27 protein-coding genes are annotated in these 25869 nt (G+C 64.6%); 14 read left to right on the forward strand and 13 right to left on the reverse strand.

The genetic code is table 11. From position 1 onward, the window contains the following. Positions 1–277 (reverse strand): hypothetical protein (locus IT350_07635; protein ID MCC6157909.1); only part of this gene is annotated, 277 nt, incomplete at its 3' end. A gap of 216 nt (positions 278–493) precedes the next feature. Between IT350_07635 and IT350_07640 the strand changes: the two genes are divergently transcribed. The 7 genes from IT350_07640 to IT350_07670 are packed head-to-tail and all read left to right on the forward strand — an operon-like array spanning position 494 to position 6791. Continuing rightward, positions 494–1225, forward strand: coding sequence for a pyridoxine 5'-phosphate synthase (locus tag IT350_07640; protein ID MCC6157910.1), 732 nt, complete (start codon positions 494–496; stop codon positions 1223–1225). Beyond that, on the forward strand, positions 1222–1596 hold the full coding sequence (locus IT350_07645) for a 4'-phosphopantetheinyl transferase superfamily protein (protein ID MCC6157911.1): 375 nt from the start codon (positions 1222–1224) through the stop codon (positions 1594–1596). Before IT350_07640 ends, IT350_07645 begins: the two co-directional genes overlap by 4 nt. Then, complete coding sequence (locus IT350_07650; GenBank protein MCC6157912.1) at positions 1593–3221, forward strand: NAD(P)H-hydrate dehydratase; 1629 nt, start codon at positions 1593–1595, stop codon at positions 3219–3221. The genes IT350_07645 and IT350_07650 overlap by 4 nt, the downstream gene beginning before the upstream one ends. Beyond that, positions 3218–3715: a tRNA (adenosine(37)-N6)-threonylcarbamoyltransferase complex ATPase subunit type 1 TsaE gene (tsaE, locus tag IT350_07655; GenBank protein MCC6157913.1), complete on the forward strand. Its 498-nt coding sequence runs from the start codon at positions 3218–3220 to the stop codon at positions 3713–3715. The genes IT350_07650 and tsaE overlap by 4 nt, the downstream gene beginning before the upstream one ends. A gap of 6 nt (positions 3716–3721) precedes the next feature. Next, entirely contained in the window at positions 3722–4948 is a 1227-nt protein-coding gene (locus IT350_07660) for an aspartate kinase (protein ID MCC6157914.1), read from the forward strand. Between the two features lie 8 nt (positions 4949–4956). Further along, positions 4957–6048 (forward strand): A/G-specific adenine glycosylase, encoded by a 1092-nt coding sequence (locus IT350_07665; protein MCC6157915.1) that lies wholly within the window; start codon positions 4957–4959, stop codon positions 6046–6048. After that, on the forward strand, positions 6045–6791 hold the full coding sequence (locus IT350_07670; GenBank protein MCC6157916.1) for a dienelactone hydrolase family protein: 747 nt from the start codon (positions 6045–6047) through the stop codon (positions 6789–6791). Before IT350_07665 ends, IT350_07670 begins: the two co-directional genes overlap by 4 nt. A 4-nt stretch (positions 6792–6795) precedes the next feature. On the opposite strand, the gene IT350_07675 is transcribed toward IT350_07670, so the two are convergent. Next, on the reverse strand, positions 6796–7248 hold the full coding sequence (locus IT350_07675) for a YaiI/YqxD family protein (protein ID MCC6157917.1): 453 nt from the start codon (positions 7246–7248) through the stop codon (positions 6796–6798). Beyond that, on the reverse strand, positions 7245–7910 hold the full coding sequence (locus IT350_07680) for a uracil-DNA glycosylase family protein (GenBank protein MCC6157918.1): 666 nt from the start codon (positions 7908–7910) through the stop codon (positions 7245–7247). Before IT350_07680 ends, IT350_07675 begins: the two co-directional genes overlap by 4 nt. A gap of 26 nt (positions 7911–7936) precedes the next feature. Between IT350_07680 and IT350_07685 the strand changes: the two genes are divergently transcribed. Then, positions 7937–8500 carry an isochorismatase family protein gene (locus IT350_07685; GenBank protein ID MCC6157919.1) on the forward strand — a complete coding sequence of 188 codons (564 nt, stop codon included), beginning with the start codon at positions 7937–7939 and terminating at the stop codon, positions 8498–8500. Positions 8501–8508: 8 nt separating this feature from the next. Here IT350_07685 and IT350_07690 read toward each other — a convergent pair whose 3' ends face one another. Next, positions 8509–9429: a ketopantoate reductase family protein gene (locus tag IT350_07690; protein ID MCC6157920.1), complete on the reverse strand. Its 921-nt coding sequence runs from the start codon at positions 9427–9429 to the stop codon at positions 8509–8511. Positions 9430–9566: 137 nt separating this feature from the next. Here IT350_07690 and IT350_07695 point away from each other — a divergent pair, with 137 nt between their 5' ends. Continuing rightward, positions 9567–10823, forward strand: coding sequence for a M23 family metallopeptidase (locus IT350_07695; protein ID MCC6157921.1), 1257 nt, complete (start codon positions 9567–9569; stop codon positions 10821–10823). A 12-nt stretch (positions 10824–10835) separates the two neighbouring features. On the opposite strand, the gene IT350_07700 is transcribed toward IT350_07695, so the two are convergent. Next, positions 10836–12455, reverse strand: a complete 1620-nt coding sequence (locus tag IT350_07700) for a tetratricopeptide repeat protein (protein ID MCC6157922.1) — start codon at positions 12453–12455, stop codon at positions 10836–10838. Positions 12456–12527: 72 nt separating this feature from the next. On the opposite strand from IT350_07700, the gene IT350_07705 reads away from it, so the two are divergent. Next, on the forward strand, positions 12528–12899 hold the full coding sequence (locus tag IT350_07705) for a hypothetical protein (protein ID MCC6157923.1): 372 nt from the start codon (positions 12528–12530) through the stop codon (positions 12897–12899). Here IT350_07705 and IT350_07710 read toward each other — a convergent pair. The 3 genes from IT350_07710 to infA all read right to left on the reverse strand — a co-directional run bounded on the left by IT350_07710 (position 12869) and on the right by infA (position 15099). Continuing rightward, the gene (locus IT350_07710; protein MCC6157924.1) at positions 12869–13831 is read right to left on the reverse strand and encodes an NAD-dependent epimerase/dehydratase family protein; all 963 of its coding nucleotides are present in this window, start codon (positions 13829–13831) and stop codon (positions 12869–12871) included. The two genes, IT350_07705 and IT350_07710, sit on opposite strands and share 31 nt — an antisense overlap. 5 nt (positions 13832–13836) lie before the next feature. Continuing rightward, complete coding sequence (locus tag IT350_07715) at positions 13837–14721, reverse strand: acyltransferase family protein (protein MCC6157925.1); 885 nt, start codon at positions 14719–14721, stop codon at positions 13837–13839. A 159-nt stretch (positions 14722–14880) separates the two neighbouring features. Next, on the reverse strand, positions 14881–15099 hold the full coding sequence (gene infA, locus IT350_07720) for a translation initiation factor IF-1 (protein MCC6157926.1): 219 nt from the start codon (positions 15097–15099) through the stop codon (positions 14881–14883). 192 nt (positions 15100–15291) lie between these two features. Between infA and IT350_07725 the strand changes: the two genes are divergently transcribed. Together IT350_07725 and IT350_07730 are read left to right on the forward strand one after the other, a co-directional pair. Next, positions 15292–16443, forward strand: a complete 1152-nt coding sequence (locus tag IT350_07725; GenBank protein MCC6157927.1) for a hypothetical protein — start codon at positions 15292–15294, stop codon at positions 16441–16443. A 1-nt stretch (position 16444) separates the two neighbouring features. Next, a complete protein-coding gene (locus IT350_07730) occupies positions 16445–17677 on the forward strand; it encodes an ATP-grasp domain-containing protein (protein ID MCC6157928.1) in 1233 nt (410 codons plus the stop codon). Positions 17678–17680: 3 nt separating this feature from the next. On the opposite strand, the gene metW is transcribed toward IT350_07730, so the two are convergent. The 5 genes from metW to IT350_07755 all read right to left on the reverse strand — a co-directional run bounded on the left by metW (position 17681) and on the right by IT350_07755 (position 23774). After that, a complete protein-coding gene (metW, locus tag IT350_07735) occupies positions 17681–18331 on the reverse strand; it encodes a methionine biosynthesis protein MetW (GenBank protein MCC6157929.1) in 651 nt (216 codons plus the stop codon). Between the two features lie 98 nt (positions 18332–18429). Continuing rightward, positions 18430–19656, reverse strand: coding sequence for a homoserine O-acetyltransferase (locus IT350_07740; protein MCC6157930.1), 1227 nt, complete (start codon positions 19654–19656; stop codon positions 18430–18432). A 104-nt stretch (positions 19657–19760) separates the two neighbouring features. Beyond that, on the reverse strand, positions 19761–22085 hold the full coding sequence (locus tag IT350_07745; protein MCC6157931.1) for a hypothetical protein: 2325 nt from the start codon (positions 22083–22085) through the stop codon (positions 19761–19763). A gap of 94 nt (positions 22086–22179) precedes the next feature. Beyond that, positions 22180–22902 carry a hypothetical protein gene (locus tag IT350_07750; GenBank protein ID MCC6157932.1) on the reverse strand — a complete coding sequence of 241 codons (723 nt, stop codon included), beginning with the start codon at positions 22900–22902 and terminating at the stop codon, positions 22180–22182. A 119-nt stretch (positions 22903–23021) separates the two neighbouring features. Next, on the reverse strand, positions 23022–23774 hold the full coding sequence (locus tag IT350_07755; protein MCC6157933.1) for a hypothetical protein: 753 nt from the start codon (positions 23772–23774) through the stop codon (positions 23022–23024). 388 nt (positions 23775–24162) lie between these two features. Here IT350_07755 and IT350_07760 point away from each other — a divergent pair, with 388 nt between their 5' ends. Next, positions 24163–25137, forward strand: a complete 975-nt coding sequence (locus IT350_07760; protein ID MCC6157934.1) for an SDR family oxidoreductase — start codon at positions 24163–24165, stop codon at positions 25135–25137. Positions 25138–25156: 19 nt separating this feature from the next. Then, entirely contained in the window at positions 25157–25846 is a 690-nt protein-coding gene (locus tag IT350_07765; protein MCC6157935.1) for an NYN domain-containing protein, read from the forward strand. The last annotated feature ends 23 nt before the right edge of the window (positions 25847–25869 follow it).

The following is a 25869-nucleotide window of genomic DNA, read 5'->3' on the forward strand; positions in this document are numbered from 1 at the left end:
AGCACACTTTGACTGCGGTGATGGGAGTATCAGTGATCGGATCGAGCTGGACGAAAACGAGATTGAGTCCCGCGTCGGACGCACGACAGAAAGCCCTGTCCGCGCTGTATTGAGTCGCCGGCTTCGGTTGCGCCCAGACGTTGACCGCGATGGCCGCAGATCCAGCGCGCGACGACTGGATCTCGTAGAGTGTTTCGGAGCGTCGCACCATGGCGTCGCGCTGGGCTTGACCGCCGAATTTGGGCTTGTTCGGAGTGAATTGGGATTTGCGGCTCATCGGCTTCCTCAAGGAAGAATAGCCGCAACTCGCGAGACGGTCCAGAGGGCCGGCAAAGTCGCCCGAACCGTTTTCGGCGCCCCCTGTGCCTTCTTTTACGCCCCTCCAACCTTGACAACCTCCGCGCGCGCGCGCCAGATTGTCGCCGCTTTTCGGGGGGCGGGCCGCGCGGCGTCGCAATCAGCGGCGGGCGCGGCGAGCGACGGGGGCATGACCATGACCGAACTGAATGTGAATATCGATCACGTGGCCACGGTGCGCGAGGCGCGCGGCGTCAAGAGCCCGGACCCGGTCGCGGCGGCGGCGCTGGCGGAATTCGCCGGCGCGGACGGCATCACCTGCCACATCCGCATGGACCGGCGGCACATCCGCGAGCGCGACCTGCGTTTGCTGGCCCAGACGGTGAAGACCAAGCTCAACATCGAGATGTGCACCGCGGAAGAGATGCTCGGCATCGCGATGGAGATCGGCCCGCAGATGGTGACGCTGGTGCCCGAGCGGCCCGAGGAAAAAACCACCGAGGGCGGCCTGTCGGTGACGCACAACCGCGACGCCATCGCGGGGGCGCTGCGGCTCTTGGGCGAGCGCGACATCCGCGTAAGCGTCTTCATCGACCCGGACCTCGACCAGATCAAAGCCGCGCACGAGGCGGGCGTGCGGATGATCGAGATCAACACGACGCGCTACTGCGACGCGCCGGACAGTGCGACGCGCAAGCGCGAATACAACAACGCGCTCGACGCGATCCGCCTGGCCGACAAGCTGCGGATAACGGTCGCGGCCGGGCACGCGCTCGACTACAAGAACGTCGGCCCGATCGCGGCGATCCCCGCGGTGAAAGAACTGAACATCGGCCACGCGATCGTCGCGCGGGCGGTGCTGGTGGGCATGGAGCGCGCGGTGCGCGAGATGATCGAGGCGATTCGCCAAGGCGAAGCGCTGGCTTGAGCGTCGTCGGCATTGGGATCGATCTCGTCAAGATCGAGCGCGTCGAAGCGATCTGGTCAGTCCGACGCGCGCGGTTCGTCGCCCGCTTGCTGCACGCAAACGAACGTGCCGATTCCGCGACGGACGCCGCGTGCGCCTTCGCGCTGAAGGAAGCGACGGCCAAGGCGCTGGGGCAAGGGCTCTTCGCGTGGCCGTTGCATGATGTGCGTGCGCGGAGCGCGGGCGGGCGATGGTCGGTGGATCTCGCCGGTCGCGCGCGGGAAACGGCAGACTCGATGGGCGTGACGAAATGGCACATCGACGTATGCGTGCATGAGGGATGGGCGACGGCGCTGGTGGTCGCCGAATGCAAAGACGGAGTGAACGCTTGAAACTCGCAACCGCGAGCCAGATGCGCGAGATCGATCGCCACGCGATCGAAGAAGTCGGAATTCCCGGCATCGTTCTCATGGAGAATGCCGGGGCCGGTTGCGCCCGCGTGCTGATGGAGCGGTACGAGGCCGAAGCCGACACGGGCGTGTGCGTGGTGTGCGGCACGGGCAACAACGGCGGCGACGGTTTCGTCATCGCGCGGCACCTGTGGAACAACGGATTTCCCGTCGAGGTCTTCGTGCTCGGGCGCGCGGCGCAGATCAAGGGCGACGCGAAGACGAATTTCGAGATTCTCGAAAAGCTCGACGTGCCGGTCACGGAGGTCGTGAACGACGACGACGCCGAATTGATGGAAGCCGAGATCGACGGCGCGGGTGTGGTGGTGGACGCGATCTTCGGCACCGGCCTCGACCGCGAGGTGGCCGGCACGCACCGGCGCGCGATCGATGCGATCAACGCGTCGGGCGCGAAGGTCGTCGCGGTGGACATGCCCTCGGGGCTCGATTCGGACAGCGGGCGGCTGTGGGGCGTGGCGGTTTTCGCCGAGATCACGTGTACCTTCGGCATCGCCAAGATCGGCCAGTACACGCACCCCGGCTACTTGCACTGCGGCGAGGTGATCGTCATCGACATCTCGCTGCCCGGTTACGCACCGCACGATTTCGGGCTGACGGCGAACGTGATCGAGCCGTTTCCCTTCCTGTCGATGTTCGCTGCGCGCCCCGACGACGCACACAAGGGCAGCTTCGGCCACGTGCTGGTGGTGGGCGGAAGCCCGGGGCTGACCGGCGCGCCGGCCATGTCGGCGCTCGCGGCGCTGCGCACGGGCGCCGGGCTGGCGTCGCTCGCCGTGCCGGGTGATCTGGCGCTGGCGATGGAAGCGAAGTTGCTGGAGGTGATGACCTACGCGCTGGCGCAGGGCGCGTCGGGCACCGTGGCCGATGACGCGATCGAGAAGGTGCTCGCGCTGCTGGAGGGCAAGACCGTGCTCGCCCTCGGGCCCGGCATGGGCCAGTCGCCCGAGGCCGCGCGGTTCATCGCGAAGCTCCTTCCCAAACTCGCCGTGCCGGTGGTGATCGACGCCGACGCGCTCAACAACATCGCCACCGACACGAGCGTGCTGAAGCGCTGCCCCACCGACGTCGTCATCACCCTGCATCCGGGCGAGATGGCGCGGCTGATCGGGCGCGACACGGCGGCGGTAATTGCCGATCGTCTGGGCGTCGCGGCGTCGTTCGCGCAAAAACACGGCGTGACGGTGGTGCTCAAGGGCGCGCGCAGCGTGGTGGCTACGCCGAGCGGCGACACGTGGATCAACGTCACCGGCAATCCCGGGATGGCGACGGCGGGCGCGGGCGACGTGCTCACGGGCGTGATCGCGGGGCTCATCGCGCAGCACAAAAACGTGCCCGACTGCACGCTGCTGGGCGTGTATCTGCACGGGCTCGCGGGGGATATCGCCAACGAGCACGTCGGCGAGCGGGGGATGATCGCGAGCGACATCCTGATGTCGCTGCCCGAAGCGATCATGGAGCTCGAAGACCTGCACGACGAGCAGGGCGCGGACGGCGAGGACGATGCGAAGACGCCCGTCCCTCCCGAGGGTAACGGCAAGTCCTCATGAGCCCCGTGCGCGTGCGCTCCGTTTCCGAAGACATGACGCGCGAGATCGGCCGGCGGCTCGGCGAGGCGGCGCGGCCCGGCGACGTCTTCGCGCTCGCGGGCGAGCTGGGCAGCGGCAAGACGCGCTTCGTGCAGGGGCTCGCGCGGGGACTCGGCATCGACCCGGACGAGGTCGCGAGCCCGACATTTACGATGATCGCCGAGCACGCGGGACGCTTGACCTTGCACCACATGGACCTGTATCGAATGCGCACGCACGTCGACCTTTCGACCGTCGGCATCGAGGAATACCTCGACGCGCGAGGACCGGACGCCGGCGTGTGCGCGGTGGAGTGGGCGGATCGCTTCGCGGACGTGATGCCGCCGGGCGCGATCCGCGTGGACTTCGCGATCGGGGACGGCGACGCGCGCGTTTTACTTTTCGCCGCTCCCGCCGAGCGCGAGGATGAAATCGAACGGCAGCTCGCGGGCTTCACGCCCGAAAGGATCGGATAAGAACGGATGAGCGTCATCGTCCAGAAATACGGCGGCACCAGCGTCGGCACGCTGGAGCGCATCGGCAACGTGGCTCGGCGCGTCGTCGATCTCTACAACCGGGGCAACAAGGTCGTGGTGACGGTCTCCGCCATGTCGGGCGAAACGGACCGGCTCATCAATCTCGCGAAGGCGATCGTTGATCCCCCGCCGCGCCGCGAACTCGACGTGCTGCTCAACACGGGCGAACAGGTCAGCGTGGCGCTGCTCGCAATGGCGATCGAAAAGCTCGGGCCGCGCTCGCGCAGTTTTCTCGGACATCAAATCCGCATCACGACCGACTCGATGTTTTCGAACGCGAAGATCCTCGATATCGACACGTCGGAACTCATCCGCGCGCTCGACGAAGGCTGCATCGCCGTGGTCGCGGGTTTTCAGGGCATCGACGAAAAGGGCAACCTGACGACGCTCGGGCGCGGCGGATCGGACACGACCGCGGTCGCCATCGCCGCGGCGATCAAGGCCGATCTGTGCGAGATCCTCACCGATGTGGACGGTGTGTACACGACCGACCCCAACATCTGCCCCGAGGCGCGCAAGCTCGACGAAATCAGCGACGAGGAAATGCTCGAAATGGCGTCGCTGGGCGCAAAGGTGCTGCACCACCGCAGCGTGCTGTTCGCGTCGAAGTACAAGGTGAAAACGTGCGTGCGCAGCAGTTTTAACGACAATCCGGGCACGCTGATCGTGCCGTCGGAGGAAGTGATGGAACAGGTCGTCGTCCGCGGGATCACGTGCGAGAAAAATGCGACGAAGGTGCGCCTGATCGGCGTGCCCGATCGGCCCGGCGTGGCGGCGGCGATTTTTTCGCCGATCTCCGACGCGGGCATCAACGTGGATCTCATCATTCAGAACGCCAGCACGGACGGCTTCACCGATCTGACCTTCACGGTGCCGCGCGCCGACGCCCAACAGGCGATGGCGATCTGCCAAAAAGTCGCGGGCGACCTCGGCGCGCTCGCCGTCGATTCCGATGCCGAGATCGCCAAGATCTCCATCGTGGGCCTCGGCATGCGCACGCATTCCGGCGTGGCGTCCACACTCTTTCAGGCGCTCTCGGGGGCGGGCATCAACATCCAGATGGTCTCGACGAGCGAAATCAAGGTCACGTGCGTCATTAATCTGAACGACGCCGACGAGGCCGTGCGCGTACTGCACCGCGCGTTTCGCCTCGATCAGCCGAACGGCGGTTGACCCGGCGGATGAAATCCGCCCGGCGGCTGCTCGCGTGGTATGACCGCCACGCGCGGGATCTGCCCTGGCGCGGCGAGCGCGACCCGTATCGCATCTGGGTCAGTGAAATCATGCTCCAGCAGACGACCGTGGATGCGGTGCGAAATCGCTACCGCGAATTCGTGCGTCGCTTCCCCACGCTGCGCGATCTGGCCGAAGCGCCTCCCGACGCCGTGATGAAGGCGTGGGAAGGCATGGGCTACTACAGCCGCGCGGTGAATCTGCACCGATCCGCGCGCATCGTGTGGTTGGGCGGGGGCGGCGCGTTTCCCGCGAGCGAGGCCGAGTGGCGCGCGCTGCCCGGTGTCGGGCCCTACACCGCCGCGGCGCTCGCGTGTCTCGTGAACAAGGAGCGCGTCGTCGCCGTCGACGCCCTTGTGCGCCGCGTGCTTTTTCGCGTTTTTCGCATCGACGCGTTGCTCAGCACTCTCTCGATCGACCGCGAAATCCGCGAGCGCGGCATCGATCTGATCGACCCCGCGCGGCCGTACGACAGCCTTCAGGCGCTGATGGATCTCGCGACAGCCCTTTGCCGCCCGCGCAGTCCCGACTGCCCGCCCTGCCCTTTGCGCGAAGATTGCGCGTCACATGCCGCGGGGGATGCCGACCGCCTGCCGAAAAAAGCGAACGCCGTTCGAAAGTCGGTGAACGTCGCCGTCGGGCTGTGGATTCGCGGCGACTCCGTTTTCTTGCAGCGACGACCCGAAGGCGGCCTCTTCGCGGGCCTGTGGGAACTGCCCGGCGGCAAGGTCGAGCCGGGCGAGAGCCCGGCGGAGGCGGTTGTCCGCGAGTTCGCCGAGGAGATCGGTCGCACGGTGCGAGCGACCGAAACATTGCCCGTGGTGCGTCACGCGTACACGAGCTTCGACGTCACGCTGCATCCCTTTGTGGTGCGATCGTCAGCTCCCACGCCCGGCGGCGAACACCGGCGCTTCGTGCCGCTGGACCGCGTGACCGAATACGCGCAGCCGGCCGCCAACGGGAAGATCTGGAGGGCATGGTTCGCGAAAAACGAAAAATCCGATAGAATTCTCGCAATCGAAATGCGGGGTCGCGAATGACGCGAGCGATGTGCGCCGCGGTTTTTTTGTGCGTGTTCGTCTCGTGCGCGATCGGGTTCGCCGCGTGCGCGATCATTGCGCCGGTGGAAAGCGATCTGCCGGTCCTGCAAACCATGTCGGGACGGGCCGATTGGTCCTACGTGCTCGTGAAGCCGAAGGACCCGGGCAAACCCGCGCCGCTGCTCCTGGTGCTGCACGGATACGACGGCGACGCCCGCTCGATGGCGCACTTGTGGAGCGTGCAGCGCGAAATGAATCGCGCCTACATCCTCGCGCCGCAAGCGCCGCCGAAGGAGCGCAACGGCAAAACGGTGAGCACCTGGGAAGCGGGAACCGACGACGCGTTTCTGCACACGCTGCTCGATATGGTGAGTCGCGAAAACAAAACCATCGGAGCGCAGTCGGCGATCGCGGGTTACAGCGCGGGGGCGTCGATGGCCATGCACATGGCGATGAAAAATCCGGGGCGTTTCGCGGCATGCGCGGCGATCGGCGGTGGCGTCGGCATGTCCGAGTCCGTCGATCCCGGGTTCACGCATTACCTGCTGCTGGCGGGCGAAAAGGACGTCGCATTCGATCCGAAAAAGGCGACACGTCTTCACGATCGCATCCACGAACTCGGCGGTCAGGCCGACGTGGAGATCGTCAAGGGCGTTGACCACACGACGCTCTACGGTCGTATCGAACAGGGCGCGAAATGGCTGGCCCAGGAGATGGGCTTGTTGTTTGTCATGGACGAATGATGCGTCAGCCGGTCGCGCGGGCGAGCGCCTGCATGACCTGATGAAATTTTTCGAGGAACTTCGAGCGGTCTTTCTTCTCGACCGGCGGAGGGCCGCCGCCCATCTCGCCCATCATGCGAAGCTGTTCCATCAGGCTGCGTGTCGCCATCTGCCCGCCGATGGAATCGGGCGTGAACTCGCGACCGCGTACGTCGAGCACGCGCGCGCCGCGCTTCAGGCATCGGTCCGCGAGCGGGATGTCCGATGTGACGACGAGGTCCCCCGCCTCTGCTCGCTCGGCGATCCAGTCGTCCGCGATGTCGGGACCCGCCTCGACCACGACGAGGCGAATGCGCGGATCGGACGGCACGTTCATGTAGCGGTTGCACACCACGAACACGACCGCGCCGTACTTTTCCGAAGCTCGGTAGATTTCATTCTTCACTGGGCATCCGTCGGCATCGACGTACACGTTCATCGCGCGTCCTCACTCCCAAGAAGATCCGCGACGCGTTCGCGCAGCGCAGGGACGACGTCGGCTTCGAACCACGGATTCGCCCGAAACCAGCCGATGTTGCGCGGCGACGGATGCGGTGTCGGCAGGTAACGCGGCCAGTGATCGCGCCAAGCGGCGACGGTTTCGGTCAACGTCGCGCGGGCTCGATTTCCGAGGTGATACGCCTGGGCGTAGGCGCCGCAAAGAATCGTGAACTCGATACGCCCCATCGCGCCGAGCAGGTCGTCGAACCACAGAACGCGGCACTCGGTGCGCGGCGGCAGATCGCCGCTCTTGCCGCACCCCGGATAGCAAAGCCCCATCGGCACGATCGCGATGCACGACTCGTCGTAAAACGTCTCGCGGTCCAGGCCCATCCACGCACGCAAGCGGTCGCCGCTGGGATCGTTCCACGGCAGGCCGGTTTCATGAACGCGCGTCCCCGGCGCCTGCCCGACGATGAGAATCCGCGCCGAGAGCGACGCGCGCAGCACGGGCCGCGGGCCGAGCGGCAAGACGTCCGCGCAGTGCCGGCATGCGCGCACGCGTTCGAGCAGGGCGTGGAAGGCGTCACGATTCACGCGAATTCCACAGACGACGTTGTGTCGCAACTGGACAAGATCCGCCCCTTTGCTAAACTCCATCGCATCACATGGGAGAGGGAAAACGCATGCTCGAACTCGAGGGTCTCGTTCCTCGCGAAGACGTCGCGGTGGTGGTGGTGGATATTCAGGAGAAGCTCTTCGGATTCATCCACGAGAAGGAACGGGTGCTGGAAAATTCGAAGAAGGTCATCGAGTTCTGCCAGCGCATCGGCCTGCAGACATTCGTCACGGAGCAGTACCCGAAGGGCCTCGGGGTGACGTTGCCGGAGTTGCAGCAGACCCTTGGCGCGAACTATACGCCGATTCCCAAAACCGCGTTCTCCTGTCTGGGCGAACCCGCCTTCATGGAGGCGCTCGAAGGCACAGAGGCGTCGACGCTCGTGCTGCTCGGTATCGAGACCCATATCTGCGTCCTCCAGACCGCGATCACCGCGCTCGCGTCGGGCAACTGGGACGTGATGATCCTCTCGGACGCCGTCGGCAGCCGAACCGTGGAAAATCACCGGCTCGGCCTCGACCGAGCGCGCGACGAGGGCGCGATCATCGCGTCGTCCGAAATGTTCTTCTACGAAATCCTTCAGGAAGCCAAGACCGAGGACCACAAAAAGGTCTTCGATCTGTTGAAGTAGCCCCACCGTCACGCATCGCGCCGCGCGTGTGCGACCGTCTTCGCGAGACGCACCAGTGTCTCGTGAATCGGCGCATCGACGCCGTGAACGCGCGCGAGGTCCACGATCGCTCCGTTGATCGAGTCGACCTCGATCGGCCGGTTGCGATACAAATCCTGAAGCATCGGGCACATGTGCCCGGCGGTCAGTTCCAGAATCCGTTCCACCTCCGCTGCCGGATGCGCGACGAGCAGCTCGATCCCCGCGGCCCGAGTCACGGCGAGCGCCTCGGCGACGGCAGCCTTCATCAACGCCCGCGTTTCGTCCAAGGCCATGATGCGTTCATTTGGAATCTGCGCGATCATCGCGATTGCCTGCCATCCCGACTGAATCACCGTGCGCGTCCAGACGAGTCGCGTACAATCGGCCTCGGCGTGCGTCTTCAGTCCGAGCCGTGTGAGTCGCGCGGCGACGTTCGCGGCGGCTTCGCCGTGCTCCGCGGTGCACGGCGCGATTCGCGAATCGCCCCAACTTGTGTGCAGCACGTGGCCCGCCTCCACGAGCGTCGCGCTCATGTTGGTCCACGCGGTGAACACGCGACCGCCACCGAGCGCATTCGTCAGCGGTTCGACCCGGCCGATGCCGTTCTGGAAACACACGGCCACGCCCGCGGTGCCCAGCGCGTGCGAAAGATCGGCCGCGATCGAGTCGGTGTCCGCGACCCGAACGCACACCAGAGCGAGGTCCGCGTCGCCGTCGGCCGCGATCTCCTGAATCGGAACGGGGATGCGCTGCTCGCCGCCGGTGCCGTCGTAACGCAGGCCATGCGCCTCGATCGCGCGTCGCGCGCGCCGGTCGCGCTCGACGAGAACGACATCCTCGCCCGCTTTGGCGATCAGCGACGCGAGCAAACTCCCCATCGCTCCCGCGCCGAAAATTACGATGCTCATTCCGGACGTTCTCCCTCGCGAAATTCCCGCCGCGTTCATAGCCGAAATCGCGGCGCGGGGCCATCATGCGTTCGCTGGTCGGTTGCGCCGTGCCAAGGCGCCCGCTAAATTCGAAACGATCGTCACGGGAGTGCGTGTTGAGCTGGTTGTTCGAGCGTCGCGGATTCGCCGTCATCGTTCGCTGCGCGATCCTCGTCGCGATCGGCGCGGTGGCCGCGGGCGCGCAGTGGAAGTGGTTCGAGCACCACCACGACCGTGTGAATTCACATCTCGATGTCGTGGCACCGAACGCCGTGCGCACGTCGGTGCTGCGCGGCCGGATGCGCAAGGACGCCACCCTCGCCGACGCCCTGCGTACCGCGGGGCTCGGCGAGTCGGCGACATCCGAGGTCATGGCCGCCCTCGCCGCGGCGAAACTCGACTTCACGCGGCGCAAGCCCGGAGAACCGTTTGGCGCGCGGATCGACGCCGGGGGCCGCGTCGTCCGCTTCGCGATGGCCATCGATCAACTCACGACGATTCGGCTCGATCGCGACGACGCGGGCCGCCTGATCGGCGAAACGATCAAGCTGCCCACCGAGACGCAGACTGTTGTCTTCACCGGCACCATCAAGTCCTCCTTCTATCAGTCCATCATCGACGGCGGCGAGCAGCCCCAGCTCGCGGGCAACGTGGTGCGCGTGTTCGAATACGATATCGACTTCGCCGAAGAGCTTCGCGAAGGCGACACCTATCGAATCCTGATGGACCGCATCACGTGCAAGGGCCGCGTCGTCGATTACGGGCGCATCCACGCCGCGGAGTACGTCGGACAGGTGACGGGCACCGTGCGCGGCTATTGGTTCGATCACGAGAACCGCGAAATCGAAGGCTACTACAACGATAAGGGAGTGAAACTGAAGAAGTTTTTCCTGCGCGCGCCGCTCGATGTGCTGCGCGTGACGAGCCGCTACGGGGTGCGTTTTCACCCCACGCTGCGCGAACGTCGGATGCACACCGGAGTCGATTACGGCGCGCCCACGGGTACGCGGGTCTGGGCGGTGGCGGACGGCACGGTGAACCGCGCGGGAAACGCCGGCGGATACGGCAAACTCATCGAGATCAGCCACCCGGGCGGACTGCGTTCACGGTACGCGCACTTGTCGGCCATCAACGTGCGAAGCGGCCAGCGCGTCGGCCAGAGACAGGTGATCGGCCGCGTCGGCAGTACGGGACGATCCACCGGCCCGCATCTTCACTTCGAACTTCTCTCGGGCGGGCGGCACATCAATCCCGCGAAACAGAAGATCCAGTCGGCGACCACCCTGCCCGTCGCGCTGATGCCGCGCCTCAAGGAGTCGATCGCCGCCGCGAACGAGCGGATGGAAAAGACGGCGGTACTGGCGAAAGAATGAGGGACGATTGCGTCACGACGCGAGACGGCTCAGTTCCTCGCGCGTCCCCGGCGCAATCGATGCATCGAGCAAACCGCGCGCGAGGCGCTTGAGCCGCTCGCTCGGGCGCTCGCGCAGCGCGTCGGCGACAATCGCCGCCGCCTCTTCGAATCGTCCCTGCTGCATTCTCACACGCACGAGGTTTTCGATCACGGGGTCGTTCGCGGGATCCACGGACAGAATCCGGGTGAAGATCTCCGCCGCCTCGTCATAACGCTCCGCGCGCGCGAGCGTGGTGCCGAGGTTGTTGAGCGCTCCGGCGTGGTCGGGATCGACATCGAGGGCGCGGCGATAATGCTCCTCGGCGCGCGTCAGATCGGCGTCGGCGCTGTAGTAGAGTCCCAACTGATAGTGACCGAGCGCGAGGCGCGGTTGCTCTCGAACAGCATTCTCCCAGAACCGTTCGGGTGAACTCCAGATGTGCGTGCGCGCGAAGGTGAGCCCGGCGAAGAGGCATCCGATCGCAACGATCACCGGCGCGGCGACGTTGACGGATCGCTCACGCAACAGCGGTTCTGCGACGATCGCGAAAGCCCAGCACAGGCCGATCATCGGCAGGAAAAAATAGCGCTCCGCCGACGGCATGCCCGTTGGGATCAGGTTCGATGACGGCAAATACGTCAGCCACGCGAACGCGAGCGCGAACGACAGCGATGGCCGCGACGCGCGCATCCGCCACGCGGCGATCGGCACACCGATGAGAAACGCCGCACCGACGAGCGTGTTGAGCACGCCGGGGTCGGGCCAGTCGTCGAAGACGCGCAGATGCACGGGAAGTGCCGCACGCACGAGATAGCGCGGAACAATCGACGCGACGGCGGCCAGATGCTTTGCGAAGCCGTCTCCGTAGAGCGCGCTTTGCGCGACGGCGCCGGTGAGCGCGGTCCGGATCGCGACGTATGCGACGGCAACCGCGCCGACTGCGCCGATGACCGCGTAACGGTAGCGCGGCGATGCTCCGTCGACCCGGTGCGCGGCGACCACCAACGGCGCGACGACGCCGACTTCCTTGAAAAACATCGACGCCGCGAGCAGCAGCGCGGAACCCGCGAACCACCACCGCCGCACGCCGCCTGGCACGCCGGTCCCGAGGTCGTAGGCCGCGAGGCCGAGCAACAGGCACAGCGCGCACAGCAGCGTCGGTTGGGCGCTGACCCACGAGACCGTCTCGGACATGAGCGGGTGAAACGCCGCGAATGCGACGGCGACCAGGATGAGATCGTCGCGTTTTAGAAGCCGGCGCGAAAAGCTCGACATCGATCCGATGACGAGCAGGAACAGGCCGATCGACACGAGGTGCCACCGCCCGGGCCGATCCACGCCGAAGGCCGCGTATTCGAGCGCGAAAAACGTCGTGGCGAGCGGCCGATACACCATGTTCTGCTGAAGCGGATGGGCGACGGCGGTGGCGGGCTCGGTGAAAAAGTACGGCCAGTTCGCGAGTCGACGGATCGCGGGGTTGTCGCGCACAGTGAATTCGTCGTCGTACACGAACCCGCCCGGCACGGTGCGCGCGTACAGGAGCACGATCAGAAAACCGATCAGGACGTGAGCGCTCTTCATGAGAAGAGCCGCGCCGTGCGGCCTATGCAACGCGCCCGCTCCCGTGATAGAGGACCGCGTGATCTTAACCCGACAGTTCGCCCCATCTCAATGCCGGAAACGGTGGCGCGCGTCGTGATCGTCCACGCGCTGGCGATTATCGCCCTGAAAGTGGCGACACGCCTTCCGAAGGGCTGGGGGCTTTACCCCGCGGGCTTCTACGTCGGGCAGGCGCTCGCCGCGCTCAAAACCGACGACCTCGACCGCGCTATGGAGTTCTACCGGCTGGCTGTCGCCCGTGACTTCACCAACGACCGCGTGCGCGTGCTCGGTGAGATTCTCGCGAACGAAATCCGCTTTCGCAAATCCGCGCTCGCGAGACGGATGGCCGCGGGCGACGCGGCGGCCCAGGCCGGGATGGCGGTGCTGGACGGATTTCTGGCCGAACTCGGCGCGACGCCCGATCAGAATTCGACGCGGCCGGTCGGCTTGTAGCCGAGTTCCCGTTCGGCCTTTCCGATGTCCATGAGCGCCGTGTATTTCTGGCGCTCGCGATCCACCGAATAGTAGTACGTGGTCATCCCCATTTTGCGCTGCACCCAGTTGACCAGCGGCAGCACGGGTTCGGGCAGGCTGACCACCCGCGAGCGCGCGAGTTCGGCGATCGTGGTGATCGGCGCGGTGTCCTGCCCCGCGATGTTGAAAATGCCGTGGGCGCCGCGCTTGAAGACCGCGAGCCGGATCGCCTGGATCACGTCCTTCATGTGCAGCAGGTTGATGAGCGGATTGAACCCCATCGGCTTGAAGATGACCGGCGAGTCGAAATAGGCGTTGAACTGACCGCCGACGCTGCGCCCGATGATGTTGCTCATCCGCAGAATCACGATGTTCATGTGTTTGTTGTCCATGAACGATCGGCAGATCATGTCCGCGTCCACGCGGTCCTTGATCCACTGGTCCACGTCGGTGTCGAAGTTCAGATCCGAGTTTTCGTCCATGAACACCGGGTTGTGCGGGCGCAGCTTGTAGACCGTGTTCGAGCTTTTGAAGATGAACTTCTGGATTGTCTGCGTCGCGATGCAGCGTTCGAGCAGCGCCTTGGTGCCGTTGACGTTCAGCTCGTGCACGTCCTCGGCGTGCGAGATGCGCGTCTTGAACGCCAGGTGCACGACGGCGTTGATCTGCGCTTCCTTGAACGTGCGCGACAAAAACAGGTTGTTAAGCTCGCGGTACTTGAGGATGTCGCACGCACGGTAGATGAACCGGTCGGAGGGCAGGTCGTTGAAGTAGTAGGGCTTCTCGTCGCGGGCGACGCCCAGCACCACGCCCACGCGCTTGTCGTCGCACAGGTGCGAAGCCAGATGGCGGCCGATCGACGTCGACACCCCGGTGATGAGCACGTTGAATTTCTGGTCGCGGTTTGGCATGGCGGCTACTCCCCGAAACCAAAGACGGATTTTCGCTGATCGAGTCCCTTGATAATCATGTCCTGCACGACCATTTGAACGCGGTCGGCGAGCATGCGCACCTTCTCCAGATCGTCGAGCGTCTCCGGCCCGTATTCGTGGAACAGCTCGATCGGCGGTCCATAAAAAATGTGGTACTTGACCGGCAACGGGATCGCCCCGAGCGGGCCGAGGAGCGGAAAAAACGGCGTGACCGGAAAATACGGGAAGCCGAGCATCCGCGCGATCGGCCGGATGTTGAACAGCAGCGGCGCCTGCTCCTCGGCTCCGATCACCGCCGTCGGGATGATCGGCGCGCGGTGCCGCAGGGCGAGTTCGATGAAGCCGACGTTGAAGCGAACGAGGTTATACCGCCGCGAAAACGGCTTGCCGACGCCCTTGGTGCCCTCGGGGAACACGACGACCAGTTCGTCCTGTTCCAACAGATCGGAGAAATTCCGCCGCGCGCCGATGACCGAACCGACGCGATTGAAGAACACATTCACGTAAGGCAGGAACCCCGCGAAGTTGTCCACCATCGCGCGGGCGATGCGCGGTTTTTTCATCCGGTTCGCGAGATCGACCGCGATCATCACCCCGTCGATGGGCACGACTCCCGAGTGATTGGGCACGATCAGCGCGCGTCCCTTGGACGGCACGTGCTCCGCGCCGTGGCTTTCGACGCGGAACCAGTACTTGTACACGTAACGCAGCACCGCCAGCGCGAGAACGGTGGTTTCCTTTTCGAGGCCGAAGGCGTCGTAGCCGAATCCGGCGTCGTTCACCTCCATGCTCACCGCGCGTTCGAACTCGTCGGGCGGCAGGATTTTTCGCGCGAGCGCGAGCGCAGCCTGACGTTGCTGACGATTCATTCGTCGTCCTTTCGAACCCGATGCTCTCGAAAAGGCGGGAAGTCCCACCCCCAACCGGGCGATATTATGCAACAAACGACGCGGACTTGACTATAGATTCGTGCCGCGGGTCGCACTCGAACGGCGGGCGGGCGAATCGGAGGGAACGGACGAAACGCGTCAGCGTTTGCGGAAGACGATCCGGCCGCGACTCAGATCGTAGGGCGACAGCTCGACGGTCACCTCGTCGCCGGGAATGATCTTGATGCGAAACTTGCGCATCTTGCCGGTCAGGTGGACCAGCGCGTTGTGTCCGTTCTCGAGTTGGACCCGAAACATCGCGTTCGGCAGGGCCTCGACGACCTTCGCGGGCACTTCAATGGCTTCTTCTTTCGACATCCGAACTCACGTTCATGGGCGTTGCCGACGTGGAAAATCCCAATGGGGCCCGGTCGGTCTCGGGCCGGTTGGCGCACTACACAAGCCCAAATCTCTGAATTTTTCAAGTGGTCGCCGGTTTTTCGGGAACCGCGCGAAGATTTGTTTTGACGCGTCGCACGCTTTTTGCCAGTATCCGCGCGGAGACCTTCCATGAAGATTCGTCCCGTTTCCCCCCTCGACAACGACGCATTGTGCCGCCTGTCCCGCGAAACGCCGATGGTCGGCGAGGTCTCCGTCGCCATCGATCGCTCCCCCGACTATTTCGCGTTTTACCGGCTTTTCGGCGAAGGCGCGTTCGAGGTCGACGAAGCCCAGCACCGCGAATATCGCGGCGGCACGTGGGCGGCGATGGTCGCCGAGGACGACGAGACCGGGCGCGGTGTGGTCGGCGTGCTGATGATCGCCCGCGAGGAGGCTTGGTGCGGCGGCGCACGCGTCGTTGTGGCACGGCCCGAGGACGGACGCGTGTACGGGGATTTTCAGCGGCGCGGTCTCGCCCAGAAGATGGCCGCGGAGTTTCTCGCGCGTTATCCAGCCAGCCCCGCCGACTTCACGATTTTCTACATTCTGCGCGGCAACGAAAAGGCCGAGGGCAGCGCGCGCAAGGGTGTGGAGTGGTTCACCGGCTTGCCGATCTGTGAGATCGAGCTGTCGCAGCTCTCGCCGTACGTCCCCTACCGCAAGTCGAAGCACCTGCGCGTCGAAACGGCGACGACCGCCGATCGCGACGAGATTGTCGGGCATCTCGCCGAGCATTACTCGGGCATGAACCTCGCCCCCGTCCTCGATGGCGACACCTGGGATCGCATGCTCGCCGCGCACAAGGGGTACGGGTACGAACACATCCACGTGGTGCGTCTGTTCGGGCGGATCGTCGCGCTCGCCGGATTGTGGGATGACTGGAACGTACGCCGTTACGTGACGACGCGCTGGCCGCTCAAGGTGCGTCTCGGCATCGCGGCGGCGCACGTTATCAAGTCGATCGTTCCCGCCGCCGACCCGCCGCGCCTCAACGAGCCGATGCGTTCGGTGTTCCTCAAGCATCTCTGGTGCAGTCCGGGTTACGAAGACCACCTCGTCGCCATGCTGAAGATCCTGATGAACCGCGTGCGCCGCACGCGCCGCTATCACATGGTCTGGGGATCGTTCGCCGACAACGATCCGTATCGGCGGCTGATGGAGCCGTTTGTGCGCACGTCGTCGGTGAGCCGTATGTATTACGTGCCCGGCAACACGGGCATGTATGTCACGCCCGCGCAGATGCGTTCGCGGCCGATCTTTGCGGATTTCTCGCGGGTTTAGCTTGAAAGTCCTCATCACCAGCGCGCGCACGCCGCATGCGCTCAACGCGATCCGCCAGTTCGGCGAGAGCGGATGCACGGTCATCGCCGCCGACTGCACGCGGCTCGCCCCGGGACTCTACTCCCGTTTCGCCGCCGAACGCCGGATCACGCCCCCAATGACCGAGCGCCCGCGCGAGTGGGCCGACTGGCTGCGTGCCGAGTTGCGTGGCGGCGGGTACGACCTCGTCTTTCCCTGCTTCGAGGAAATTTTCGTCGTCGCGGCGATCGCGGGCGAACTGCGCGAATTCACGTCGCTCGTCGTCCCCGATTTCGAGACGATGATGCGCGTTCACGACAAGACGCGCCTTGCCGACACCATGCGCGCCCTCGCGATCGCGGTGCCCGAAACGGCCCAGCCGCAATCCGACGATGAGTTGCGCGAACTCGCCGGGGGACTTCCCTACCCCGCGATCATCAAAATGCCCGACGCGAACAACAGCCTTGGCCTCGCCGTCGTAAACGGCCCGGACGAACTGATCGAGACGTACGCCCGGACGATTCGTTTCCTGAACGTGCCGCCGCACCGCCGCCCGGTGGTGCAACCCAAGATCGAGGGGCGACTCGTCTATACGCTCGGTCTCGCGGATCGAGGCACGCTCGCGGCGTTTCTCGCTTATCGCCCCCTCATGTCGTTTCCGGACACGGGAGGGACCGCGTTCTACCGCGAGACGACGATCGAGCCGGCGGCGGAGCGGCTCGCGGAACGTTTCGTGAGCGGGCTCGGCTGGCACGGATTCATCGGCATGGACGTCATCCTGGACCGGGATGAGAAGGCGTGGCTGATCGATGCGAATCCGCGACCGACGCCCGCGTACCAGACCGGCCGCGCGGCGGGGGTGGACTTTACCTCGATCTACCTGGACATCGCCGGGGGACGTCGAAGCGGTTCGCGCCCCGCGGCGCGGGCCGGCGTCCGGACGAAGACGCTCTTCGTCGAACTCATCTGGTTTTTCATGCTGCTGCTTCCCGGGCGAGGATGGCTCGCGCGGGCGCGGCGGGCGCTCACCTTTTTCACGCCGAAGCCGCACATCCCCGACATCCACCGCGCCGACGACCCGTGGCCGTCCGTCGCGATGTCGATCTTCGTACCTTGGTTCATGTTTATCATCACGCCCGTGAAAAAAGAGAACGCCGGATTCTGCTATTCGTGCAACTTCACGGGCGAAACGCGCCGCAAACTTCTGGGCGCGTGAGATTCAGATCCCGCCGCCGTCGGCGACCTCGGTGAGTGACTCGTTGCCGCACACGATGTAGAGCGCTTCCTCGGCGACCACGTTGTCGGTCGGCGCCATGCGGCGATAACGCCCGCCGGCAAGCACGTAGCGGTCGAGCACATGAATCGCGTTGCCCGAGCAAAACTCCTCGAAATCGCGGATCGTGAGCACGCGGATATTCGGCGTGTCGTACCAGTGGTACGGTAGCGTTTCGGTGACCGGAGTGCGCCCGTCGCGCAGGAGCTGCTCGCGCACGCGCCAGTGGCCAAAGTTGGGGAAGCTGACCACGCCCACACGCCCCACGCGCAGCATTTCGAGCATGATGTCGCGCGGGTTTTTCACGGTCTGAAGCGTCATCTCGAGCACGACGTAGTCGAACGCGTCGCGGGGGAACGTGGCCAGAAGCCCCGCGTCGAGATCTCCCTGGATCACGGGGACGCCGCGTGCGACGCACTCGATGAGCTTTTCAGGGTCCTTCTCCACCCCCTGCCCGCGCACGTCCTTCTTGACGCGCAGCGCGTGAAGCAGGCTGCCGCGGCCGCAACCCAAATCGAGCACGCTGGTGCCCGACGCGACGATCCGCTCGATCAGTTCGTGGTCCCATCGGTCGGCCGGTACGCGCCCCGTCACCATTTCCACCGTGTCCGACGGCTCGGCGGGCGGCAGACGCAGCGCTCCGGCGGGGTGGTGTATCCGCCCGAGCTCGGCGAGCGCTTTGTCTTCGCGGTCGATCATTCGCCGCCACCGTTCAGGTTGGCGAGAAATCCCGTGACGAGCCGCGAGAGCCGCTCGGTTTCGAGCAGAAAGGCGTCGTGGCCGTACTGCGACGCGAGGTTGGCATAGGTCACAAGGCGGCGGTTTTGCGCCAGCGCCGTCGCGATCGCCATGCTGCCCGACGGCGGGTAGAGCCAGTCGCTCGAAAAGCTCACGATCATCCACGCGCATCGGGCCTTGGACATCGCGCGCGTCAGATCGCCGCCGCCGTGCTCGGCCGCGTCGAAGTAGTCCATCGCCCGCGTGATGTACAAAAACGAGTTGCCGTCGAAACGCTCGACGAACGCCGCTCCCTGATGACGCAGATAGCTCTCGACCTCGTACTCGACTTCGATCTGAAATCCGGGAACATCCTTTTCGCGAAGCCGCCGGCCGAACTTGCTCGTCATCGACGTGTCGGACAGATAGGTGATGTGCCCGATCATGCGCGCGACCGCGAGACCGCGATCGGGGCCTTCCGGCTCGCCGTAATAATCGCCGCCGCGAAAGTTCGGATCGGAGATTACGGCGTTGCGCGCGGCGAAGTTGAACGCCACGCCCTGCGCCATCAGGTGCGGCGTCGCCGCGAGCACCATCACCGAGCGCACGCGGTCGGGATAGGCCAGCGCCCACTCGATGGCCTGTTGCCCGCCAAGGCTTCCGCCGCACACGGTCACGAGCCGATCGATGCCGAGGTGCGTGACGAGACGCTCCTGAAGCCGCACCCAATCCTCGACGGTGACGACGGGAAACCGCATGCCGTAGGGCTTGCCGGTGCGCGGATCGATCGACGACGGACCGGTCGTGCCGTAGCAACTGCCGAGCACGTTGGAACAGATGACGAAGTAGCGGCTCGTGTCGAAGGGCTTGCCGGGGCCGATCATCGCGTCCCACCAGCCGGGGCGTTTTGCGCGCCAGGGCCGGTCGTCAGCCTGCCAATTCGCGCACCATCCGGCGGCGTGTGCGTCGCCGGAAAGCGCGTGCGTGATCAGGATCGCGTTGTCGCGCGCGGGCGAGAGTGTGCCGTAGGTTTCATACTCGACATCGACGGGATAAAGCGACTCGCCGCACTCGAGGGGCAGCGGTCGGGTTTCATCCGCGAGGCGCACCCGCAACGGCTGCGTCCACCCCACCGAGCCCGGGGAATCGGGCCCGTCGGGACGGACGGCAATGTGATCGGGCAGCGCGTTGACGGAATCGCTCATCGACCGTTTCTACCGGGTGTTTCGGGCGATAGAGCATGCTCATCGCGTCCGACGCTGTCAACGACGCGGGCGCGGATTTCGGGATGTTCGGTGCGTTCAGTCCGTCACAGAACGCACGAAATGACATCCGCCTCCGGCGTGAAATCGCCCGGGTCCGTCGTGTCGCCGAAGCTCAGGTCGCTGGGATCCCGCGACCACACCGCCGCGCGCCACGTGACGGGTTCGCCGATTTCGAGCGCCGATTCCGCTTGATCGATCGTCATTGTCAGCACATTGCCGTCGATCGCGAATGTGGCGGTCGTCGCCGTTGCGCTCCACGCGCCGAGCGAGCGATCGAATCGGAACATGCCGTACGAGCCGTACTGGTAGCTGACGATGTAGACGACATCGCCGCCGTAGGTGGGACTGTCGGCGGTTTCGTTGGTCCAATCCGTGCTGGCGTCGAAGACGGCATAGTACTCGATGAATTCGTCGCTTTCGCCTTCTTCGTTCAGGTCCTCGGCATACGTGATCTCGACTTCGTAGCCGGTCTCCGTCTGCCGGATGCCGTAAAAGTCGATATCCATATAGCCCTTGTAGGGCGGCTCGGCCTTGTCCTCGTAGTAACGCAGATCCCACAGCGGATCGGCCCACAGCCAGCCGCGCTGCTCGCAGTGGCAGTTGCAATTCGCGCCCTTGGAGTAGTTCGAGCCGCTCGCGGGGCCGCCGTATTTCGTCGCGGCGTGGTTCATGGCTTCGTCGGGCGATACGTGGCCGTCGGCGTTGCCGCCGTTCGCAATCTTGTCCGCCTCGTTTTCGAAGAAGCCGTTCCAGAACATGTTGCTGACTTCGCTTCCGTCGCCGTCCGTCGTTCCGTACGACGTTTTGTCCTTGCTCGCGGAGGTCAGCATGTTCACGCCCCAACGGCGAAGCCCGTTCTCGCCGGTGTTTTCGCGCCACCATCCCGAATAGCAGGATTGGACGATCATGTTGAGGTCGCAGTATCCCGCCTGCCGGCACTGGTTCTGGCTGTACTCCATCACCTTGGGGCAGTTGACGTGCGCGTTGAGCTTTTGCGCCACACGCCAGGCTTCGAGCCAGCCATCACCGTTCGCGACGTGAATCGCGCCCTGCGATTCCTCGCCGTGACCCGTGATGTAAATCCACAACTCGTCCATGCATTTCATGCCCGCGAGAAAGTTCTCGATGGCCGTGAGCGCTTCGGCCGACGTCGGACGGTCGAGCAGCGTCGCCGCGCCGTCGTCCATGATGAGGTCGAAGCCCATCTTCGCGCGCATCCCATTGCGCTGCATCCAGCTCTTGCCCGGCGCGTCGCCGAGATTGATGACCAAGGCCTTTCGCTCGATGGGGATGCTCGCTCCATCCGGCGAGCAGGTCGTCACGCCCGCCACCTTGGGCGGGATCGAAGACATTTCGATGGGCGACATGGCGGGTTCATCGGGACCGAGCACCGAAGTCGGATCTTCGTCCTCGCCGTACCCGGGTCCGCCCCACGGCAGGAAATTGAAGTAGGAGTCGCCCGCGGCGGCGTGGTCGCCCGAGCCATCCCATGACGATCCGGTTTCCGACGAATCCAGCGCGATGCGCGTCCAGTTCTCGAATCCGAATTTGTTGTCCGCATCCAGTCCGAGCGTCGCGGCGTCGGTCCAGACCCAGCCCTCAGCGGCCGACGCGGTGTCGATCGCGGCATTCTGCGCGATCCACTCGCTGCCTCGCCCGCCCTCGCCCCAGCTTCCGCTCCGGTCGTTATCGACGACGGCGTTGAGCACCGTGGCGCCCGAGGGAACGGAGGAACTCTCCACACCAAAACGCACCGAGACCGTATTGGCCGAGTGATCGAGTGACAGCATCGCGAGGACGCGTCCGAACGATTCCTTCGCATCCGCGGGTGCGGGCATCGACTCCGCCGCCGGGTTCGCCGGCGCGTACACACGCAGCACCGGTTTGTCGCTCAGATAAATCGACGTGCCGTTGACATTCGGCCACCAACTCTGCTCCTCGACCGTGACCTCACCGCTCGCGGGATCGGCCGAAACGTAAAGAACGGGATGCGCGAACTGCGCGAAGGGATCGAGATCGACGAACGCGAACCACCGATCGCCATCGGCCTTGGCCGACTTGGCGGACTCCGACGGCGGCGCGTCGGGATTGTCGTCGTCGCCGGGCGACGCCTCCGGCTCGGCGGTGACGGCCGGCGCGACCTCGTCATCCGCGCCGAGCGGTTCTTCGAAGATCATCGCCTGCCAACCCGAATCCACGCCATGCTCAGCCACCGCGTTCGCGACGAGGCCGACGAAGGAATCCACGGCCTCGACGGGGCCGCCGTCATCGTCGCCGCTCGACGAATCGTCATCGTCGTCGCCGCAAGAGCATCCTGCGAACAAACCCAGGGCCAGAAGGAGCAGGGCAAACAGAAGGCATCGGCGCATGGCGGTTCTCCGTTGGGCGCGAGTGTCGAACGAATCGCTGATGTTGTTGGGATGATCGTCGGCCAAATGCGGGCAACGTGTCAATAACCGCTCGTTAGTTCACGGTCGACGCTCTTCCGAAAATCCACTGCGGCTGATCGAAAACGAGTGCGTCGAGGGGAATGCGCAGGTCCGGGTGGTCGCCGAATTTGTGCGCGACGTAGGCGAGAGCGGCGAATGTCATGGCTATCATGAAAACATGCCAGATCGGACCGGCGAGGGGGCCGAGAAGCAACGAGTCCCAGATCAAAATCCAGCACCACATGAGCGACGCGCGAAAGGCGCGTCGGCGAAGGACGGGAACCGGAAGCAGGCGGCTGAACAGGAGCGGAAACGCCAGCGCCGGGCGCCAGTACCACATGCCCAGGTAGCCGAGGACGTTCCCGCGATACTGGAGCGTCCACCATTTAAGCGACGAGTTGAGCGTCTCGAGGCAGACACCGAACGCCACGAACACGACAACGCACGCGGCGAGCAGCCGTCCGAAGGACACGTCGGATTCACCGGGACGTCGTACGAGGGACAGCCCGATGGTCAGGGCCAAATAGAACGTGAAAAAGAATCCAAACAGCGAGAAAAGCGGGACATTTCCGCCGTGCCAGACGTCGAGCAGGTCCGCTTCGGCGGCGCGATTGAAGACGTAAACTGAGGGGTCGTACACCGCGGCCGGCGGGATGGTGAAGGCGAGAAAAAGCAGTGTCGTTCGATGGGGCCGAAAGTAGATGGCGTGCGTCAGAAGATGAATCACGACGAGATTCTGTGCTACCAGAAGGACCACTCGCGCCCCATGATATCCGTTGGACCGGACAAAGGTTCACAGAAACTTCGCGCCTTGTCCATGGGCGTTGTCCATGGGGCCTGGGTCGACGAAGGACGGGGTCGAACCAGCTCCACCGATCAGGCGTGCTCGGCGCGAAAGGGGTCGGTACGACGAAAAACGAATTGCGGACCGGGATACTGCAACCGCGCGATGGCGATGTCCCCGCGAATCCACCCGAGACGCCCGCCGATCCAAACGGAGAGCGGTGTGAGGAAGATGATCGCGGTGCAGATCATTTCGTAAACCTGCGGCAGGCCCATCGCCCGAACGACCTGGATGGACGCCATCCATCCCACGGCGAGCAGGAGGGTGAGCGCCGTCATGCGCCGGCGAATCCGGACGTCTTCGATCATCGCGGCGAAAAAAATCGGGAACGAAATCGCCGGGCGCCAGATCCACATGCCGACATACGCAAAGGCGTTCGGGTCCGGATCCTTGAGCGCCCACCACCCGAGGCTCTCGTTCAGAATCTCCATGCAGACACCGATCAGGACGAACACGATGATCGATGTGTTGACGAACTCGGAATACCGGGCTGTTCTTTCGTGGAGCATTCGAACGAAGCTCGTCGCGATGGAAAGCGACACGTAATAGACGAAAAGAAAGCCGAGCAGGTTGACGATGGGGCACCAGGCATCGAAGACCCCGATCGTCATCCCGGGGTTTCGATGGAACTCGTAGATCGTCGGGTCGTACATGACCGCGAACGGGAGCGTCGCGCCAAGAAACCATAGAGACGTGCGGTGTGGACGAAAGTAGAGCATGTGCGCGAGGAGAAGGACCACGACGATCTGCTGGGCGAAGGCGAAGATCACGAGCGCCTCCGCCATTCACGCCGGATGCTCCAAATGGACAGAATGAGAAACGGAGTCACTCCCAGATACTTCGTCCATGCCGCGTTGTGGGAGCAGAGCTGAACCACCACCACGCCCACGAGAGCGAATACGCTAAGCTGCGGTAGTATCATGAAGATCCGCACGACTGTCGACCGTGCGGTTTGCTCTGGGCTGTTCGATTTCATCACGATGCCGCTCAATCCCGTCACATCCCCGGACGAGGCGGAATGACCGCTAAAACGCGGATTGACCGCCAGAACACGATGGTCATTTTAGTTATCTTAGGTCGAAAAGGCAAGAAGTATCGACCGGACGTCCGGATTTTTCCCGGGCGATGCCAAGTCGCCCCGTCCTCGTCACGTTCTTTCGGAGAAGCTCAGCCGTGGCTGGGCGCGCGTGCCTTGATCTCGACTTGGGCACCGGCGATGATGAGCGCGATCCGCCGCCCATCCACGACGAAACGAGGAAACGCATGTCCGCCGCGAACAACGAACACACCGCCCACAAGGGTTTTGTATTGGTCACGGGATCTTCGACCGGCATCGGGCGCGCCACTGCGCGACTTCTCGCCCGCCTCGGTTTTTTCGTCTTCGCCGCCGTGCGAAAGGACGCCGACTCCGAAAGCTGGCGCGCCGAGGGACAGGATCGGATCGAGCCCGTGATTCTCGACGTCACGAGACCCGAGACCATTTCCGCCACCATGACGCACATCGAAACCCGAGTTGGAAACGCGGGCCTTTTCGGGCTGGTGAACAACGCCGGCATCGGCCTCGGCGGTCCCGTCGAATTCCTCCCCATGGACGATCTTCGCCGCCAATTCGAGGTCAATTTCTTCGGCCTCGTCGCCGTCACGCAGGCCGCGATGCCGCTGATCCGCCGCGCGCGTGGGCGCGTTGTCCACGTCAGCAGCGCCTCGGGCCTCGTCTCCCAGCCCTTCGCCGGACCCTACTGCGCGAGCAAGTTCGCCCTCGAGGCGATGGCCGACGCCATGCGCATGGAGCTTCGCTCGGCCGGAATCCAAGTGTCGATTGTGGAACCCGGGCGCATCAAGACGCCAATCTGGGACCGCACGCTGGCGGAGGCCGATCGGCTTCGTGCAAACATGTCCCCAAAGGCGGAGGAGTACTACGGAGCCGAGCTCGACCAGATCACGTCCATCGTGAAAAAGGCCGAGGCGTCGGGAATTCCCGCGGAGCACGTCGCGGAAGCGATTTTGCACGCGCTCAGTTCGCCGTTTCCGCGAATCCGTTACCTCGTGGGCATGGACGCCAGGATTCAAGTGCTCGCAGCGAAACTCCTGCCCACGCGGGCCTTCGATGCGCTGGCGATGTTCCTGATGAAAAAGGGCTGGGTTTAGGCCGGACGAGGGAACGGCCATGGCCGCGATCATTCTCATCGATGCGTGGAATCTGATCCGCACTACGCCGAGCCTTGCGAAAACGGAGGAGCGCGACGGAAACGCCGCCGCGCGGCGAAGACTGATCGAGCAGGTGCGCGAGGCGGCCGAGCGCGAGTCGCCGGATGTCGCGTGGGAACTGGTTTTCGACGGCGCTTCGGACCACGCCGGTTCGATCGAACGCGTCGGGCGCGTGACCGTCATCTGGTGCGCGCCGCGCAGCGCGGACGAGGTGATCGTCGAGCGCGCGAAGGACAGCGTCGCTCTCGGTCGGAAGACGCTGATCGTCTCGAACGACCGCGAGGTGCGCGCGGAAGGCGCGGACGCGATGTGGACGGTCGATTTCCACGAGCACCTGTTGCAGCGGGAACCGATCTTTGAGTCCGTTCCGGCGGCCGGAAAGCCGCCGAAAAGCCGGACGCCCACCGGCGGCGCGCTGGCCACGTTTCTCGTCGAACGCGGGCACCTGAAGCGAGCCGACCGAACGGCGAAACTCGAGGAGGATCTGAAGCACTGGATCGATTACGTGAAAATCGGGGCGAACGCGCCGAACAAACTTGCGAAGCGGATCGAGATCCAGCTTCGTGGATCGCTGCAACTTCATCCCGACCCCGATCCCGAGAAAACCGTGTATCGATCGCTCAAGGAGTTTTTCGGGCGAATCGGATAGACTTCCGTTCGCAGGAGGATCGA

It is taken from the genome of Deltaproteobacteria bacterium, from assembly GCA_020845895.1.
Lineage (GTDB): Bacteria > Lernaellota > Lernaellaia > JACKCT01 > JACKCT01 > JADLEX01.

What these genes read in the sequence shown, in the direction of transcription:
- IT350_07640 (MCC6157910.1), top strand. Translation starts at nt 494, where the DNA reads ATGACCGAACTGAATGTGAATATCGATCACGTGGCCACGGTGCGCGAG.
- tsaE (MCC6157913.1), top strand. Translation starts at nt 3,218, where the DNA reads ATGAGCCCCGTGCGCGTGCGCTCCGTTTCCGAAGACATGACGCGCGAG.
- IT350_07660 (MCC6157914.1), top strand. Translation starts at nt 3,722, where the DNA reads ATGAGCGTCATCGTCCAGAAATACGGCGGCACCAGCGTCGGCACGCTG.
- IT350_07665 (MCC6157915.1), top strand. Translation starts at nt 4,957, where the DNA reads ATGAAATCCGCCCGGCGGCTGCTCGCGTGGTATGACCGCCACGCGCGG.
- IT350_07670 (MCC6157916.1), top strand. Translation starts at nt 6,045, where the DNA reads ATGACGCGAGCGATGTGCGCCGCGGTTTTTTTGTGCGTGTTCGTCTCG.
- IT350_07675 (MCC6157917.1), bottom strand. Translation starts at nt 7,248, where the DNA reads ATGAACGTGTACGTCGATGCCGACGGATGCCCAGTGAAGAATGAAATC.
- IT350_07680 (MCC6157918.1), bottom strand. Translation starts at nt 7,910, where the DNA reads ATGGAGTTTAGCAAAGGGGCGGATCTTGTCCAGTTGCGACACAACGTC.
- IT350_07685 (MCC6157919.1), top strand. Translation starts at nt 7,937, where the DNA reads ATGCTCGAACTCGAGGGTCTCGTTCCTCGCGAAGACGTCGCGGTGGTG.
- IT350_07690 (MCC6157920.1), bottom strand. Translation starts at nt 9,429, where the DNA reads ATGAGCATCGTAATTTTCGGCGCGGGAGCGATGGGGAGTTTGCTCGCG.
- IT350_07710 (MCC6157924.1), bottom strand. Translation starts at nt 13,831, where the DNA reads ATGCCAAACCGCGACCAGAAATTCAACGTGCTCATCACCGGGGTGTCG.
- IT350_07715 (MCC6157925.1), bottom strand. Translation starts at nt 14,721, where the DNA reads ATGAATCGTCAGCAACGTCAGGCTGCGCTCGCGCTCGCGCGAAAAATC.
- infA (MCC6157926.1), bottom strand. Translation starts at nt 15,099, where the DNA reads ATGTCGAAAGAAGAAGCCATTGAAGTGCCCGCGAAGGTCGTCGAGGCC.
- IT350_07725 (MCC6157927.1), top strand. Translation starts at nt 15,292, where the DNA reads ATGAAGATTCGTCCCGTTTCCCCCCTCGACAACGACGCATTGTGCCGC.
- metW (MCC6157929.1), bottom strand. Translation starts at nt 18,331, where the DNA reads ATGGTGACGGGGCGCGTACCGGCCGACCGATGGGACCACGAACTGATC.
- IT350_07740 (MCC6157930.1), bottom strand. Translation starts at nt 19,656, where the DNA reads ATGAGCGATTCCGTCAACGCGCTGCCCGATCACATTGCCGTCCGTCCC.
- IT350_07745 (MCC6157931.1), bottom strand. Translation starts at nt 22,085, where the DNA reads ATGCGCCGATGCCTTCTGTTTGCCCTGCTCCTTCTGGCCCTGGGTTTG.
- IT350_07755 (MCC6157933.1), bottom strand. Translation starts at nt 23,774, where the DNA reads ATGGCGGAGGCGCTCGTGATCTTCGCCTTCGCCCAGCAGATCGTCGTG.
- IT350_07765 (MCC6157935.1), top strand. Translation starts at nt 25,157, where the DNA reads ATGGCCGCGATCATTCTCATCGATGCGTGGAATCTGATCCGCACTACG.